Raw genomic sequence first — 13,305 nt, 5'->3', positions numbered from 1 at the left:
TAACTATTTCTACAAAAATCTTATTAATTGTTGCTAAAAAAGACCTCAAAATAGCAAATCAATTAGCAATGTCTACAAAACCTAGCATCTTCTTTGATGTTATTCAAGGTGTATGATAAAACACTATTCTAATTCAAAGAAAACTTTAAATAAAGCTTTTAATTTAATAGATATTATTAAAATAATGAAAAAAAATTACCCACTATTTTATAATTTTTTGTGTTCAAGCTATGGGAAGTAATAATGAACAAATATATAACCCAAAAGACACTAAATTTCTAGAAGAAACTAAAGCTCTAAAATGGGCAAAAGAGCGTACTGATAAAACAGCAAAGGCTTGCCAATCTATGCCTACTTATAAGGTAGTTAAGAAAGAAATAGAATCTGTTTGCTATGATCAAAGAAAAACTCCTTTTGGTGCTATACGTAAAGGTTACGTGTATAATTTTTGGATGGATTATAAAAACCCGCAAGGGTTATGGCGTAGGACATTGGTTGAGAATTACTTGAAAGATAAACCAAATTGGGAAGTTCTAATCGATTTTGATAAATTATCCAACAAACTCGGTAAAAAAGTAATGTATCGAGGTGGGAGTGATTGTTTTCAAAATCCTAATCGTTTCTTAATTACCATGTCATTTGGCGGTAAGGATGAGATGTTTTTTAGAGCATGAGATTTAGAGAAAAAGATTTTGTAAAAAATGGTTTTGAACCAAAAACAAGTAGCGGGAAATTACTAGAAGGTAAATTTACTGTCCCTACTTGGGTTGATCAAGATACTATTATATTTATCCAGTTTTGCATCAAGAGGAAGTGACTGACTCTTTATATCCTAGCTTGCGCTACATATGGCAGCGAGGAAAACCTATAGAGAAAGCCAAAAAACTATTTGAAATACCAAAGAATTATATACGTGTATCAGCCAGTAAGCTTTTACCGATAATATTTCTTCATCTTTAATATTTATATCTGCAAATAAGGCTTTTTATAATTACGATCATTATATTTTAGATACTAAAGATGAGAGCTTCAAATTACAAAAAATAAATATGCCATCAGATGCAATACCTGAAGGTTCTTTTAAAGAATATGTATTTTGGCTACTACGTTCCGATTGGCAATTTAAAGATAGTAATATAAAGCAGGTTCACTTATTGCCATACACTACGCTGATCTTCTAAAAGAAGATAGCGATAAAGCTAGCTTAAAAATATTATTTACCCCAACAGAGAGGGTAGGAATGACTAAAGATACGGTATTTTTCACTAGCTATGAGAATGTTATTTTCAACAGTAGTAACATTTACATTAGAAAATCATGAATGGACAAAACCGGTAACTTTACTGTCTTATGAAAATACAATTTTTGGTATGTTGTCTGATGATGAGGAATAAGATGCATTAATTACTATAGAAAATTCTATAGTTCCTCCCACTATCTATTTATGGGATAAAACTCATGAATTAAAAGTTATTAGAAAGCCTTTATATCCGTTTGATAGCACAAATTATGTTGTAGATCAAAAGGAAGCTACAAGCTCGGATGGAGTTAAAATACCATATTTTATTGTCTATAAAAAAGGTACAAAGATTGTAAGAATCCAACATTACTTGAAGCATACAGCGGTTTTCAAGTAATCAACTCTCCATATTTCTCTCGCATAGAAAATGAAGTATGGGTTAAACATGGCGGGGTTAGTGTTCTTGCTAATATTAGAGGTGGCGGAGAGTTTGGTCCTGAGTGGCATAAGGCGACTCAAGGAATAAAACATCAAACCGGCTTGAATGAGGATTTAATAAAGCAAAATATTACTAGCCCTGAGTATTTAGGAATTAAAGGAGGAAGTAACGGCGGATTGCTAGTAAGTGTTGCAATGACACAGCGTCCTGATTTATTTGGAGCTATAGCATGTGAAGTGCCGATACTTGATACGATACGATATAAAGAATTCGGAGCAGGACATTCATGGGGTACAGAATATGGTGATCCAAAGTAGAAGATTTAGTACATATCAAAAAATATGCACCGCTAGAGAATTTATCTTTAACGCAAAAATACCAAGCTGTGTTAATTACAGATTCAGTATTAGAGCAGCGTGTACACCCATGACATGGAAGAATTTTTGAGTATGTGCTTGAGAAAAACCCAAATACTAAAACTTACTTTCTAGGAAGTGTAGATAGTGGGCATGGTAGTGGTAGTGATTTAAAAGATAGTGCCAATTATTTGATCAATATTTATACATTGTTTGCAAATACTTTGAAATTAAAAATTAATTAAATTTAATACTAGGTCAATATGTGTTACTTATTATACTACTGGATAGTTTAAAAAAACCGTCGATGTCATTCCTGCGAAGACACATGGGTGTCAACTTAAGGAAAAGGTCACCCCGTGGCTTGACCACAGGATCCATATAATTTTAGTATTTTTAACTGGATCCCGCAATCAAGTCGGCATTGTTGCATGGATCGGAAAACCTACTCGATGTCATGCCCGCGTAGGCGAGAATCCAGAAAAATAACTTCAATATTGCTACAGAAGTTACATACTTGATAAAATAACCATACAAACACTTGTTTTTATATGCTTGACTGGATTTCCGCTTCACAGGAATGACATAATGTAGATATAATATAAATTCAAGAAAACAATTTTCCAATTCCGCTACGTAATAGATTTTTAGGATTCATTTTACTGGCTTTTTTCATTATCTCGCTTATTTGTTTATATTGCTTTAGCAAAATATTTACCTTTTGTACCGTAGTTCCTGCTCCAACCGCTATACGTTTCCTACGAGAAGCATTAATTATATCGGGATTTTTACGTTCTTTTGGCGTCATAGATAAAATAATTGCTTCTTGATGTGCAATTATTTTACTATTTAATTTTGATTGATCTATTTGATCCATAATTTTACCGCTACCCGGTAACATACTAAGTATACTTCCAAAACCTCCCATTTTTCTTATACTTCTCATTTGCTGAAGATAATCATTTAAATCAAACTTACCCTTTTTTAATTTAGCTGCCGTTTTTTCGGCTTCTTCTCTATCAACAATACTAGCTGCTTTTTCAACAAAAGAGATAATATCACCCATATCCAGTATTCGAGAAGCTAAACGTTCAGCATCGAATTCTTCTAAATCAATTAGGTTTTCACCGCTACTTAAAAATTTAATCGGCTTTTTAGTAATATATTTTACACTGAGTGCTGCACCACCCTTGGAATCGCCGTCAATTCTAGATAAAATTAATCCTGAAATTGCTAACTTTTCATTAAAACTACTTGCCGTAACTACTGCATCCTGCCCTGTCATACTGTCGATCACTAACAAAGTTTCTGTAGGCTCCACTATCTTTTTTATTGCAAGCGCTTCCTCCATCATCGCTTTATCAATTTGTGTACGACCTGCCGTATCATAAATTACGACATCATAAGCAGAAATTTTAGCCTCGGCAATAGCTCTTTTGACAATATCGAGGGGTTTCTCACCTTGCACAATAGGTAATGAATTAATCTGTACTGAGTTTGCAAGTATAGCGAGTTGCTCTTGTGCGGCCGGTCTGTAAGTATCCAAAGAAACAAGTAAAACTTTCTTATTTTGATTTCTAAGCCGTAAAGCAAGCTTACTACTCGCCGTAGTTTTACCACTCCCTTGCAGCCCTACCATTAGGAAATTTACGGGCGGCTTTGAATTTAAATTTAGCTTTGTCTCACTTTTACTTGAAGCTAAGAGATTGATCATCTCTTCATGGATAATTTTAATTATCATCTGTCCAGGTGAAACAGACTTAATAACCTCCTGCCCTAAAGCTTTCTGTTTAACTTCCGCTATAAAATCTTTTATCACCGGTAATGCAACATCTGACTCTAAAAGAGCCACTCTTATATCCCGCATAGCAACATCTATTTGGGCTTCCGTCAAAATGCCTGAGCTAACTAGCTTATCAAAAATCTTCGTTAAATTTTGTGTTAAAGTTTTAAACATGCAAATAATTTAATTTATAAAGTTCCTAAAACCTAATATATACTACGAGTAAATTAACAATAGTCAAAATAAAACATAAATTAAATTTATATTCTAGAGGAAAGCCGCTTTCTATCTTGAATATCTATTAACTATTTTTAAAAAAAAGGAGTATCTCAATATATTTTGTTGTTTTATGGATAACATAGAAAGGCACTTAGTGATATCGTGTTAATTACTAGCAAACTCATTCACCACTAATATATAACTTGTTTTTAAGTCCAAATCATAATCAATGGTATTATATATTAACTTTTTTATGTCGGTAAATTTTTGCAGTAAATATGAAGGGTGTCTATTTGATAGTTTATTAAAAATCTTATTTTCCAAATCTAGAAGTTCAATATTAACGTTGGCAGATTTTTTAAGGATTCTATTCATTAATAATAATAAATTATCAATAAAATCTAGCCATAATTCTCGGTCTTTAGTAGTAAAGCGATGAATAAAATCTAACGTTTTGTTATCTGCTATCGACTGAATAAACTCGGCATATAATTCGTTTTTAGTATGATGGATAGATGATCTAACATTAATTTTAAAACATCTTGATCTAATTGTAGAAATAATACTTGCAGCTCTTGAAGTAATTAAAAAAATGTAACTATTCTTTGGTGCATCTTCAAGAATTTTTAAGCATGAATTCGCTGCATTCAAATTCATAAGCTCTGCCGCATAAATTATTGCAACTTTATAACCTGAAATTGCAGAAGTTTTACTTAAGAAGTCTTGTAATTTTCTTATTTGTTCAATAGAAATATTTTTAGCATTAGATGTAGCTGAAGTTTCCCTAGCGATGAAATGATAATCAGGATTGTTGTCAAGAGGAATGCTATTCTTAAAAAGCTTAATATATATAAACTCTTCTAAATCTTTTAAAGCTTGCTCTATATTTTCGGCTTCGATAAGCCAACTATTGTATAGCGTATTATGTTTTAAGTTAAACTCTAGGCGTTCAATTATCAATGGTTGTAATATCATTATGAATTGTACTTAAGAAGTATTCTATATCATTCCGGCTTTTGCAGAGCATTATTGCATGAGCTGGTTTTGCTAGTATCACCCCGCAAGCGTGTAACGGGGTTCGGAAATTATTAGTACTGTAAATACGTTACTTCTTTTAATTACAAGCTTCTTTCATTTTTCTTCCGGCTCTAAAAGTAGGTTGATTGTAAGCATCTATTTTCATTTTTGCTCCGGTTTTTGGGTTACGACCCTCACGTGCTTTTCTATGATGTATTTCAAATGAACCGAAACCTGTTATATTAATATTATGGTGGCTCTTTATAGCACTAATCACACTATCAAGAACTAAATTAAGTGCTTTCTCGGCTTCAGCTTTTGTTAATGTTTTATGTGAAGCATGTTTATGATTATGACTATGGTCGGTCATAAATGCTATAAATTCGGTTTTATTCATTTTTTTTGGTTCTTTTGTGTTATGTGTACTCATAATAAAATCAATTCTCCTTTGATAGGTTAATATGTATTGATGTTTTTTTATAAAACAATATATACAACTGGCAATAATATACATCAATATATTTTTTATGTGCGTTAATTATAACAAACTACCCACATACTGCAAATGCCAGTTATTTACAAAATTTAAAATATATACGTTATTATATTAATTTATAGAAAAATGTAGCCATTTTACATCAGTTATACTGTTAAAACTATCTTAATCAAGTAATTAAAGTGAAAATTTATCGTTAAAACCATAATTTATTGTCAGTAGTAAATTACAAAAACTCATTTTCTAATCTATAAAAAATTATAAGTTTTTTAATAAAAAACAATATATACTTAATTTACATAAAAAGTGGAAACCGTCTTTCACCTTTTATATAGAATATTTCTAACCGAATAGCAGATTATGTAATAATTCACTATGCACATTAATTTAGAATAAAATTTTTAATCCAATGTTATTGTCTAAAATTTGTATTAAACGCCCTGTCTTTGCTACAGTTTTGAATTTGGTTATCGTAGCTCTTGGAGCAATGTTTTTTACCAAACTACAAATTAGAGGTACTCCAGATATTTCAGTTCCTATTATAAATGTCGAAGCTCATTATGCAGGTGCCGATGCCTTATATATGGAGCAAGCAATAACGACACGTATAGAAAAAGCTTTAAAGACGGTTAAAAATTTAGATTATATAACTTCTCAAAGTTCTACCGGCGAAAGTAGTATTACTTTATCGTTTCTATTATCTACCGATATTGAAGTAGCACTAAACGATGTCCGCGCCAAAATATCGGATATCACTTATATGTTCCCGCAAGATATGAAAGCCCCGTCAGTTACAAAACTTGATGCCGATAGTTTCCCAAGCCTCTTCATAAGCATTGAAAGTGATCAATATAGCGATTTAGAATTAACAAAGATCGTCGAAGATAATCTACAAACACCGTTAGATAAACTTGAAAGCGTAGGACAGTCACAAATTTACGGCGGTCGGGAATATATAATAAGAATAGAACCCGATTCTAAAAAATTATATCAACATAAAATTTCTTTATTGGAGATTGAATCCGCAATAAAAGAGCAAAACAAAGATTATCCCGCAGGTACGATTAAAACAAAAAGCAATAATTTTATAGTAACTCTTGCAGGTTCTTTATCTACACCAGAAGAATTCGGTAATATTATTCTAAAAGTACAAAACGGAGGTATCATAAAATTACGAGATATAGCAAAAATATCTTTAACTTCTCCCGATGAGGACATAATTTTTAGATATAACGGCAAAAGCTCTATTGCCCTTGGTCTTATAAAAGCATCAAAAGCTAACGTCATAGATTTATCACATGAAGTAACTAAAGCACTAGAAAGAATTAAAGAATCCATGCCCAAAGGAATAAGCATGGGTATCGCATATGATGCAGCAACACCTGTAAAAGCATCAATTTATGCAGTATTTCAAACAATTTTTGAAGCTTTAATATTAGTAGTTTTAGTCACTTATTTATTTCTTGCTTCTGCTAAAATTACCTTAATTCCGTTTGTAACAATTCCGGTATCGTTGATCGGTACTTTTAGCGTAATGTATGCTTTTGGATTTTCTATTAATATATTTACTCTCCTTGCTATGATACTTGCTATAGGTTTAGTGGTCGATGATGCGATAGTTATGCTTGAAAACATTTTTAGATATAATGAAATGGGGCATAAACCCATGGAAGCGGCTATGCTTGCTTCTAAAGAAATCGGCTTTGCAATCATTGCTATGACTATTACACTTGCTGCCGTATTTTTACCCGTGGGTTTTATAGAGGGTTTTATCGGGAAATTATTTATTGAATTTGCTTGGACTTTAGCATTTTGTGTTTTGTTCTCAGGATTTGTTGCTTTAACTTTAACTCCTATGATGTCAAGTCGTATGGTTACAAAACATAATACGGACTTACCGAAATTCTTAGTAAAGTTTAACGACATTCTACAATTTATTCAAAATAAATATATTTACTATCTAAAGCTAACTTTTGACAATCAAAAGAAATTTGTCATCATTATTGCATCATCATTTATAGTGCTGATTATTAGTTTTAAATTTACTCAAAAAATTTTCGTACCCCAAGAAGATGATGGATTCTTACAAGTTTCTCTTAAAGGTCCTGAAGGTTCTAATTTAGAATCTTCTACTAAAGTAGTGAAAGAAGCCGAAAAAATCCTTGCTAATTATAAAGATATATTAGGTTATCTGATGGTAATAGGTGCAGGCGGTAGCGATAACGTTTTTGGATTCATTCCTCTAAAAAATTGGGGTGAGCGTTCTTGTTCCCAAGAAACTATTAAGAATATGTTAAATAAGCAGTTTTCTGAAATACCGGGCATGTCGATTTACGCTATGGATCCACGTTCAATGGTTAGCGGGAATGCAAGTAGCCCTATCGAGTTTACTATTCAAACGAACCTTGAATATGATGATCTAGATAAAATATCACAACAATTTATTGATATAATGAAAACAAATCCTATTTTCTTAAACGTCAATAGAAATTTACAATCGGCAATGCCGACTATAAGTATAGAAGTCAACCGTGATAAGGCTTATTTATACGGAATGGATTTGGCAAATATAGGCAAAACGGTACAATATTTACTTGCAGGTCAACAAATCGGGCATTTTAGAATGAGTAATGATTTATATGACGTTATATTACAATTTAATCAAAAAGATCGAAAAGATATTAGCGATTTTAGTAAAATTTTAATCAGAGCAAAAAATAATAATATGTTACCGCTTGAATCGATAGCCAATATTACGGAAAAAATATCAGTAAAATCATATAGTCATTATAATAATTCAAAATCCGTTACTATTTCTTCTGATCTTGCTCCTGACAGGAAAATTGATGATGCAATTAATGAAATCAATAAAATAGCCGCTAAGTTACTTGATCCTAGTAATACTATAATTGAATATATAGGAGAAATTAAACAAATGAGAGAGGCAGACAGTAATATGCTTATAACATTTGTGTTTGCTCTTATATTTATCTATTTAGTGCTTGCAGCTCAATTTGAAAGCTTTACTGACCCTTTATTAATATTACTCGCCGTACCTTTCTCAATAACCGGTGGTGTACTTGCTCTCTGGCTTGCCGGTAATAGCCTTAATATGTATAGTAATATAGGACTTATTACTTTAATTGGATTAATTACTAAGAATTCTATTATGATAGTAGAATTTGCTAATCAGCTAAGAGCAAAAGGAGTAAAGGTTCAAGAAGCTATAATAGAATCCTCAAAACTTCGCTTGCGTCCAATTCTTATGACTACTCTTGCTGCCGTAGTCGGAGCTTTACCTCTAGTTTTTGCAGACGGGGCCAGTGCTGCTGCTCGTAATTCTATAGGCTTTGTAATAGTTGGAGGATTAAGCATCGGTACTATATTTACAATTTTTGTTATACCTGTAATATATCACACTTTTAAGAAGGATTAATAAATTATAGAATAATAAAATTTAGTAGACATATAGCTCAAAATGAGGAATGATTATTTTACGTTAGTTTTGTTGCATGGCTCGGAAAACGCATATAGTGTCATCCCGAGGCCTCGCCACGGGATCCAAAAATGTAACCCATAATACTAGTGTAATTTTAGTATTTTAACTGGACCCCGCTATCAAGTTGTGGGATGACAGAGGTATGAGCTACACAACAAGGTCTTTTACGTTTAACTAAAAGGAGCTTAAATATGTTAATAAATACTTCTAATAATCCACTTATTACTACTGTACATTTATTATCTTCTATAGGTGCTATAAATTGGGGCTTAGTCGGATTATTTAATTTTAATTTAGCCACACTTTTATTTGGCTCATTTCCAATTATTGTTACAATACTTTATATAATTATAGGCTTTTGTGGTGTATATTCTTTCCTTTGTTTAGGTAAGCTATTTTGTAAACCCGGAATAGCAAAGGCAAAGTAACTCTACCTTTTCGTCATTGCGAGCAGCCGTAGGCTGCGTGGCAATCTCATGAAATCATAACACACTCCTGAGATTGCTTCGTCAATTGCTATGCAATTTCCTCGCAATGACTACCTAACAACCTCACTTGTGCTATAGCAGTTATTGCTGCTGTTTCAGCACGTAATATATTACTTCCTAAACTTATAGATTTTGTATTCTTATATGAGGCAAGAAGTTCCAGCTCATCATTAGTAAAGCCTCCCTCCGGTCCTACAATAATAGTTATATCACTATTACTCAGTGATGATGAAATTCGTAATATAGAATTTTCTTCTTTTTCATGTTCATTAGCATATAACATCAAATTATTATTCTTTTTTAGGTAATCTTGTATTGTGATAGCTTTTTCAATTATCGGGGGAGTAAGACGTTCTGATTGCTCTGTTGCCTCAATAACACATTTCGTTAAACGTTCGATATTTACCGATCTAAATTGACACCACCTAGTAATTAACGGAATAATTTTAGTTATACCGAGTTGCGTAGCCATATTTATTGCAAGCATTAATTTATCTTGCTTTATTATAGCAACAGCAAGAGTTAAAGTAGATTCTGTATAAGGCTTTTTTAACTGTTCTTTCAGTCTCACCGATAGGTTATTTTTACCTATATCGTTAATTTGTGCTAGAAATTCTCCATCCGTACCGTTAAAGAGACGTAAGCCATCATTTACTTTAAGACGTAGCACCGTTTTGACATAATGAACATGATGATCACTTGCTAATTCTATCTTGCTATTTTCAGCTAAACGACTATTAATATAAATACGGTTATATTTCATATATTTAGTACTATGGACGATAAAAAAGATAATAGACATCTTGCCAAACCAGCTTATAGAGAGGAATGTACAGGAGACACGGAACGCAGCACTACAGCGTATATGGACATACGTGAGGATGTGATGAGTACCGGATCGATGTCTAAATTACCTCTAGAAGCGAAGTTTGTAAAGATATCTAATAATATATCAGAAAAAGAAAATTTACCAAAAGAAAAAGAAATTGGCGGTGTTAAAGGTCTAGAACCGACAAGATACGGGGACTGGCAGCATAAAGGTAAAGTCACAGATTTCTAATGCCTTGCCTTCAACACACTAAAATTTTACCCTATAAACCGCAAGAATTGTTTGATTTGGTCTGGGATGTAAAATCTTATCCTAAATTCTTGCCTTGGTGTTCTGCTTCTAGAATTATTTCAGAAAATAATCAAGAGGTTATTGCTGAATTAGTAATTCAGTTAAAAGGCTTTTCAGAAAAATATAACTCACGAGTTACAAGCGAAATAACAGATGATGGAATATATTTGATTAATACGGTAGCTATTTCAGGACCTTTTGAATATTTAAAAAGTACTTGGCAATTTGTTCCATGCACGGCAGGAACTGCATTAAAATTCTTTATTGATTTTAAAATGAAATCCGTAATACTGGATAAATTAATCGACACTTATTTTACCAAAGCAACCGAAAAAATGATTATAGCTTTCGAAAGGAGAGCTAAAGAGGTTATTAAATAAATAAAGAGTAAGGTTATAGATCTATAACCTTACTCTTTAGAAAGTTTTGTATTTAGTTACTAGGCAATATCAGATATATATCCTCCATCTCCCTCATCTCCTAAGATTTGAGTGTGATAATCATTATTATAATCAAGGCTATAAAACTGCTCTTCTTGTTCTTCACTAGTGGAAGTATGATAATTAAATAATTCTTCATACGCTTCATTTATTTCAGCATATTTCTGTATTTCTTTTGAAAGTTCTACTACTTTATTTTGCATAGCTTTTTCTGTACCATGCCATAACTTACTTGTCAAACTTGGCTTGTATTCTGCTAATTGCGTATTTTTGTAACTTTCTCTCTTTGCAACAGTTCCTAAACTTAAAGCTTTTTCAATATCTTCACTTGAATAGCCATTTTGTATTAGCTGCTGAATAATACAAGCATGTAAAGGAAGAATACTAGTATCTAGAACTAATTTATTTGTATATTGTCCTTTCACGCCAGGTATTGCCTGATATAACGCACGATCTGTTGATTCTACTATTTCATAGCCACCATTATGTTTGTAACCAACGCCGTCTTCCGTTAAACTTAAGGTTGGTACGCGAGTTATTGCATTAGATATTATCTTAGCGTTTGTTCCTTCAATATATTTACCGGTAAATTTATCTATACCGTTTTTATCTATAGCAGTACCGTATACAAAACTTCCTAACCTCGAAGTAGCCAAATACCCTTCAACTTTAGTTGCTTCATGAGCTTGAGTAAAAAGCTTTATTTGTTCATTACTCTCCATAATGCCTTTTGCCCCATAACTAGTACCAAAAACACCCCATGTTATTAAAGGTATTTTGCTTAACCAACTACTAAATGAAAACAAACTACTTACTCCTACAAAAAAGCTTCCTGATGCTAATTTTGTATAAAAACTATAATCTGCTTTTGCTTTGTCTATTAAAGATAAGTAAGTGATTGGTTTATTACTTCTGAATAAGTTTTGTATTAATAATGTCAACATAGTCTATCTCCTAATTTAAGTCACCATATTTCATGGTTGTAAATGCACTATATGACAAAAGTAATCAAATATCAATCCTTTATTTAATAATAGCTTAATATTTGACTTGACATTTTTTAGAAAAAACCATATTTTATGGTAAAATTGATCAAAAAGAGGTAGATATGCGTACGTACAAAAATTCTAAACATATTAGCACTAAAAAGCTTGCTTATATAGGTTTAGACCTCGCATATAACACAGATGATTTAAATATTTATAAGCTAAAAGCATCAAAGGTCAATGAACAATTAACAGATAGCGGCTGGGAAATACTGACTGCTTCATGTGATAATATCAACACTGCTAAATATGCTTATAAAGCCGTCGCATTTATAAATAAAGACACTAAAGAAGTTCATATTGCTAGTGCCGGCACAAAATTCAATATATATGATTTATTAGACGACTTGCTTATCGCACTGCACTACTTACCTACTAAACTAACTCCAATTCAGGATTTTGTTAATGAAATAATTAACAAATTAGGCGGCTTAAGTAAAGCCACAGAATATAGTTTTAATACTAGCGGTCATTCACTTGGAGCAATAATTGCAGATTTAACCTTAGTAGAAATACATTCTCGCAACCTACATTTTAATAAATCTACAACTTTTGACAGCCCTGGCTCAAAACCGATAATTGAAAGAGGCATAGAAAAAAATTTATTTACCGGAAAAGTAACAACGCCAATAAAAGAGCTAGCTACCCATTCTAAGATATATAATGCAAAACATAATCTTATTAATATTACTAATAAGCATTTTGGACAAACAACAATGGTACTTCCTGGTAAAAAAACAACACTATCACAATCAGAAGAATGGGCATCATATTTATATAATTTTGCCAAACAAAAAGTTACAAAATATCTAGGAATTAATGTAATAATCGAAGGCTTTGAAGAAATCATAGCCGGAATCAGTAAACATGGACTTGTTAATTTTTCTGATTTGAAACAGAATATTACTTTAACCATAGATGATTGGGAAGCAGCAACACCAAAATATGCTAAAAATACTCTAAATTTAAAAAATAACTTATATAATCAAATAGTTGAAACTGAAACTGGAGCTAATTTAGTTGGGATGTATAATAATTTTCAAAGCTGCAGTCAAGAATATGCTCAGGAAGTCCAAACAACAGGAGATATAAGTAATTATCATCTATATCCTCTAATATGTTAAATAAAAAAATAAATTTATAGGTAGACATCACCTTTCGC

At 31.9% G+C, this 13,305-nt stretch carries 10 protein-coding genes and 1 pseudogene; 6 read left to right on the top strand and 5 right to left on the bottom strand.

Annotated elements, in window-relative coordinates; all coding sequences use genetic code 11:
* Positions 1–230: 230 nt before the first annotated feature.
* Positions 231–2,280: pseudogene (locus tag ACHBLB_RS03595) on the top strand (prolyl oligopeptidase family serine peptidase).
* 362 nt (positions 2,281–2,642) lie between these two features.
* Here the strand turns inward: ACHBLB_RS03595 and ffh are convergent.
* The 3 genes from ffh to ACHBLB_RS03580 form a co-directional block, all read right to left on the bottom strand.
* On the bottom strand, positions 2,643–3,992 hold the full coding sequence (gene ffh, locus ACHBLB_RS03590; protein ID WP_475842683.1) for a signal recognition particle protein: 1,350 nt from the start codon (positions 3,990–3,992) through the stop codon (positions 2,643–2,645).
* 210 nt (positions 3,993–4,202) lie between these two features.
* Complete coding sequence (locus ACHBLB_RS03585) at positions 4,203–5,012, bottom strand: DNA polymerase III subunit delta' (protein WP_475842681.1); 810 nt, start codon at positions 5,010–5,012, stop codon at positions 4,203–4,205.
* Positions 5,013–5,151: 139 nt separating this feature from the next.
* The gene (locus ACHBLB_RS03580; RefSeq protein WP_475842679.1) at positions 5,152–5,484 is read right to left on the bottom strand and encodes an HU family DNA-binding protein; all 333 of its coding nucleotides are present in this window, start codon (positions 5,482–5,484) and stop codon (positions 5,152–5,154) included.
* A 475-nt stretch (positions 5,485–5,959) separates the two neighbouring features.
* On the opposite strand from ACHBLB_RS03580, the gene ACHBLB_RS03575 reads away from it, so the two are divergent.
* A complete protein-coding gene (locus ACHBLB_RS03575) occupies positions 5,960–8,986 on the top strand; it encodes an efflux RND transporter permease subunit (RefSeq protein WP_475842677.1) in 3,027 nt (1,008 codons plus the stop codon).
* Positions 8,987–9,240: 254 nt separating this feature from the next.
* Positions 9,241–9,477 carry a DUF378 domain-containing protein gene (locus ACHBLB_RS03570; protein ID WP_475842675.1) on the top strand — a complete coding sequence of 79 codons (237 nt, stop codon included), beginning with the start codon at positions 9,241–9,243 and terminating at the stop codon, positions 9,475–9,477.
* A gap of 88 nt (positions 9,478–9,565) precedes the next feature.
* On the opposite strand, the gene ACHBLB_RS03565 is transcribed toward ACHBLB_RS03570, so the two are convergent.
* Positions 9,566–10,300 carry a 16S rRNA (uracil(1498)-N(3))-methyltransferase gene (locus tag ACHBLB_RS03565; protein ID WP_004996584.1) on the bottom strand — a complete coding sequence of 245 codons (735 nt, stop codon included), beginning with the start codon at positions 10,298–10,300 and terminating at the stop codon, positions 9,566–9,568.
* Positions 10,301–10,312: 12 nt separating this feature from the next.
* Here ACHBLB_RS03565 and ACHBLB_RS03560 point away from each other — a divergent pair, with 12 nt between their 5' ends.
* Together ACHBLB_RS03560 and ACHBLB_RS03555 are read left to right on the top strand one after the other, a co-directional pair.
* Positions 10,313–10,597 (top strand): DUF1674 domain-containing protein, encoded by a 285-nt coding sequence (locus ACHBLB_RS03560; RefSeq protein ID WP_475842673.1) that lies wholly within the window; start codon positions 10,313–10,315, stop codon positions 10,595–10,597.
* On the top strand, positions 10,597–11,037 hold the full coding sequence (locus ACHBLB_RS03555) for a type II toxin-antitoxin system RatA family toxin (RefSeq protein WP_475842671.1): 441 nt from the start codon (positions 10,597–10,599) through the stop codon (positions 11,035–11,037). The genes ACHBLB_RS03560 and ACHBLB_RS03555 overlap by 1 nt, the downstream gene beginning before the upstream one ends.
* Before the next feature lie 59 nt (positions 11,038–11,096).
* Here ACHBLB_RS03555 and ACHBLB_RS03550 read toward each other — a convergent pair whose 3' ends face one another.
* Positions 11,097–12,041, bottom strand: a complete 945-nt coding sequence (locus ACHBLB_RS03550) for a hypothetical protein (RefSeq protein ID WP_475842669.1) — start codon at positions 12,039–12,041, stop codon at positions 11,097–11,099.
* A 164-nt stretch (positions 12,042–12,205) separates the two neighbouring features.
* Between ACHBLB_RS03550 and rlip the strand changes: the two genes are divergently transcribed.
* Positions 12,206–13,267, top strand: coding sequence for a secreted effector lipase Rlip (gene rlip, locus ACHBLB_RS03545; RefSeq protein WP_475842667.1), 1,062 nt, complete (start codon positions 12,206–12,208; stop codon positions 13,265–13,267).
* The last annotated feature ends 38 nt before the right edge of the window (positions 13,268–13,305 follow it).

The sequence above is a fragment of the Rickettsia lanei genome (assembly GCF_056242675.1).
The sequence above is the reverse complement of the archived record's forward strand: the minus strand, read 5'-3'. Positions and strand labels throughout refer to the sequence as shown.

Excerpts from the sequence above, each read along its gene's own strand:
- ffh (WP_475842683.1), bottom strand. The coding sequence starts at position 3,992 with ATGTTTAAAACTTTAACACAAAATTTAACGAAGATTTTTGATAAGCTA.
- ACHBLB_RS03585 (WP_475842681.1), bottom strand. The coding sequence starts at position 5,012 with ATGATATTACAACCATTGATAATTGAACGCCTAGAGTTTAACTTAAAA.
- ACHBLB_RS03580 (WP_475842679.1), bottom strand. The coding sequence starts at position 5,484 with ATGAGTACACATAACACAAAAGAACCAAAAAAAATGAATAAAACCGAA.
- ACHBLB_RS03575 (WP_475842677.1), top strand. The coding sequence starts at position 5,960 with ATGTTATTGTCTAAAATTTGTATTAAACGCCCTGTCTTTGCTACAGTT.
- ACHBLB_RS03570 (WP_475842675.1), top strand. The coding sequence starts at position 9,241 with ATGTTAATAAATACTTCTAATAATCCACTTATTACTACTGTACATTTA.
- ACHBLB_RS03565 (WP_004996584.1), bottom strand. The coding sequence starts at position 10,300 with ATGAAATATAACCGTATTTATATTAATAGTCGTTTAGCTGAAAATAGC.
- ACHBLB_RS03560 (WP_475842673.1), top strand. The coding sequence starts at position 10,313 with ATGGACGATAAAAAAGATAATAGACATCTTGCCAAACCAGCTTATAGA.
- ACHBLB_RS03555 (WP_475842671.1), top strand. The coding sequence starts at position 10,597 with ATGCCTTGCCTTCAACACACTAAAATTTTACCCTATAAACCGCAAGAA.
- ACHBLB_RS03550 (WP_475842669.1), bottom strand. The coding sequence starts at position 12,041 with ATGTTGACATTATTAATACAAAACTTATTCAGAAGTAATAAACCAATC.
- rlip (WP_475842667.1), top strand. The coding sequence starts at position 12,206 with ATGCGTACGTACAAAAATTCTAAACATATTAGCACTAAAAAGCTTGCT.